Source organism: Gemmatimonadales bacterium (genome assembly GCA_030697825.1).
Classification (GTDB): Bacteria; Gemmatimonadota; Gemmatimonadetes; order Gemmatimonadales; family JACORV01; genus JACORV01.
Window position 1 is genome coordinate 1 of sequence record JAUYOW010000053.1, and the last position, 2730, is coordinate 2730.

Here is a 2730-nt window from a genome sequence, read left to right on the forward strand (position 1 = left end):
CGCGAACGCGTTGGGATCGTACGCCGGCCGGCTGACCATGGCCAGCACGTCGCCGGTCTCTGGATCGATGACGACCGCGGCGCCGGGGTGCTCGCCGAGCGAGGCCTCGACGAGCGACTGCAGCCCGGCATCCAGGGTGAGCGTGATATCGCGGCCAGGCTCCGAGGGCCGCTCGCCGACGGTGCGGATCTGCCGCGCGCGGTGATCGACCTCGACGAGGACCCCGCCGGAGCGGCCGCGCAACGTGCCGTCGAGCTTGCGCTCAAGGCCGGCCCGCCCGATGAGGTCGTTGACCCTGACCCCGTGGCGCTTCAGCTGCGCGTACTCCTCGGGAGACGGCAGCCCCACGTAGCCGAGCACGTGCGCGGCGAGCGCGCCGTGCGGGTACGCCCGCGCGGTTTCGGCCTGCACCAGCACGCCAGGCAGCCGCCACCGCTCCTCTTCAAGGCGCAGCGCGATGTCCTTCGGCACGCGGTTGACGACGGTGGCGGGCAGAAACGCGAAGCTGCGCGCCTTGCGGTACGCTTTCTGCAGCGCCTGCACCGGCCGCTGGGCGATCGCGCTCACCTGGGTGAGCACGGTGTGCAATTCTTGGTCGCGCAGCTCCTGCGGCACCACGGCGACGCGGAAGACGGTCTGGGTGGCCGCGAGGATGCGGCCCTTGCGGTCATAGATCACGCCCCGGGGCGCGGCCTCCGGCACGACGCGGAGCCGGTTCTGCTCTGCGAGCCGGCGGTAGCCGGCACCCTGCAGGATCTGCAGATGGAGGAGCCGTCCGCCGATGAGGACCAGGGCGATGACCAGCCCGATCTGCAGCTTGATGATGCGAGCCCCCATCGGCTAGGCCCTCGCCGCGACCGGCCGGACCGCGGCCCAGACCGCGGCGGCGAAAGCGCTCAATACCGCTTGCCACGCGGTGAGGCCTGCCATCGGCCAGGACCATGCGCGATCCAACCCGGCGGTGACGCTGATGAGGATGGCGGCCGCCATGCCGGTCGCGATCGCCTGCAACCGGGCGTCTGAGACATCCCAAAATCGCATGGCCGCGCTCCACGCGGCCCCGAACGCCACGAACAACAGCAGCACCGGCGCGGCCCACCGCACGGTCAACGCGGTGATGCACGCACCGCCGAGGACCGCGAGCGGCAGCCAGGCGCGCGGTTGCCGGCTGGTCTGCCGGATGCACGCGGCCAGCACAAGTTGCGGCACCCACCACGCCGAGCCCAGCGCGTGGGCGGCCAGCGCCTGGCTCACCGCGGCCGCGACGATCACGAGGCCGGCGGCAAACACAGGACCTCCTCCAGCCGGCCCAGTGACGCGGCCGGCGTCACGGTGGCGCGGGTTGCCCCGGCGCGCTCCAGGCGTTCCACACGCGTCACGGTGCCGAGCAGCAGCCCTTTCGGCACCGCGCCCCCCAGCCCCGCGGTGACCACGCGGTCACCCACCTGCACATCCGCTTCCAGGCCGAGGTACGTCAGGTGGCACTCTGAGAACCCGCGGCCGATCAACAACCCGGTCTCGCGCGAGCGCTCGATCAGCCCGGCGATGCGGCTGTTGGGATCGGTGAGCATGAGCACGAGCGAGGTGGCGTCCTGCGCTTCAAGGATGCGGCCGACGACGCCCTGGGCATCCACCACGAGCGCGGCTTCGCTCACGCCGTGGCGGCGGCCCTGATCGATGAGGAGCGTCTGTTGGGTGGGCAGCGGAGACCGGGCCAAGGCGGACGCCAGCCGGCCGGCGGCCTGCGGCCAGGCCGCCTGCAACGCGCCGGCGGCGTGCTGCTGGCGGAGCGTTTCGCGCGCCGCCGAGACCTCGAGCTCGCGCGCAGTCAGCGCGTGGCGCAGCCGCGCGTTGTCCTCGACCAGCGAGGGCAGGCGCGGCAGGAGGATCACGAGGCGGACGGCGGCGCGGAGGAAGGTGAACGGGAGCCGGACGAGGGCGAGGGCGCTATGACGCCACGGCTCGTGCGCCAGCAGGAGCGCGCCTACGAGCCCCAGGCCGAGCACGAAGGCTCGGGACCGGCGGACAGACGTCTGAATGACTCAGCAGGCCCTGGTTGGGTCTAGTAGTCGGGCGAGGAGTTCAGGGCGATCCGGGTGCGCAGGTACCGGATGTTGTCGAGGCCCTTCCCCACCCCGAGCGCGACGGCGGTGACCGGGTTCTCGGCGATGTGCACCGGCAGCCCGGTCTCCTCCGCGATGAGCTTGTCCAGGCCGCGCAGCAGCGAGCTGCCGCCGGCCAGCACGATGCCGCGGTCGATCAGGTCGGCGGAGAGCTCGGGCGGCGTCTTCTCCAGCGTCTGCCGCGCCGCTTCCACGATTGCGTGCACCGGCTCGGACAGCGCTTCGCGGACTTCTTCGGAGGTGATGGTGACCGTCTTGGGCAGCCCGGTGACCAGGTCGCGGCCGCGGACTTCCATGGTCAGCTCCTCATCGAGCGGGTACGCCGAGCCGATGCGGATCTTGATCTCCTCGGCCGTGCGCTCCCCGATCATGAGGTTGTACACCTTGCGCAGGTGCTCGATGATCGAGTGGTCCAGCTCATCGCCGGCGATGCGGATGGAGCGCGCGATGACGACGCCATCCAGGGAGATGACGGCCATTTCGGTCGTGCCGCCGCCGATGTCGATGATCATGTTGCCGCCTGGCTCGTGGATCGGCAGGCCCACGCCGATGGCCGCGGCCTTGGGCTCCTCCACGAGGAACACCTCGCGGGCGCCGGCGCGCAGCG

At 71.7% G+C, this 2730-nt stretch carries 4 protein-coding genes; all 4 read right to left on the minus strand.

Annotated elements, in window-relative coordinates:
* On the minus strand, positions 1-837 hold an 837-nt coding region (locus Q8Q85_02625), incomplete at its 3' end, for a penicillin-binding transpeptidase domain-containing protein (protein ID MDP3773137.1).
* A gap of 3 nt (positions 838-840) precedes the next feature.
* Positions 841-1290 (minus strand): hypothetical protein, encoded by a 450-nt coding sequence (locus Q8Q85_02630; GenBank protein ID MDP3773138.1) that lies wholly within the window; start codon positions 1288-1290, stop codon positions 841-843.
* Positions 1269-2006, minus strand: coding sequence for a rod shape-determining protein MreC (gene mreC, locus Q8Q85_02635; GenBank protein MDP3773139.1), 738 nt, complete (start codon positions 2004-2006; stop codon positions 1269-1271). Before mreC ends, Q8Q85_02630 begins: the two co-directional genes overlap by 22 nt.
* A 56-nt stretch (positions 2007-2062) precedes the next feature.
* Positions 2063-2730: rod shape-determining protein (locus Q8Q85_02640; protein MDP3773140.1), on the minus strand; the 668-nt coding region annotated here is incomplete at its 5' end.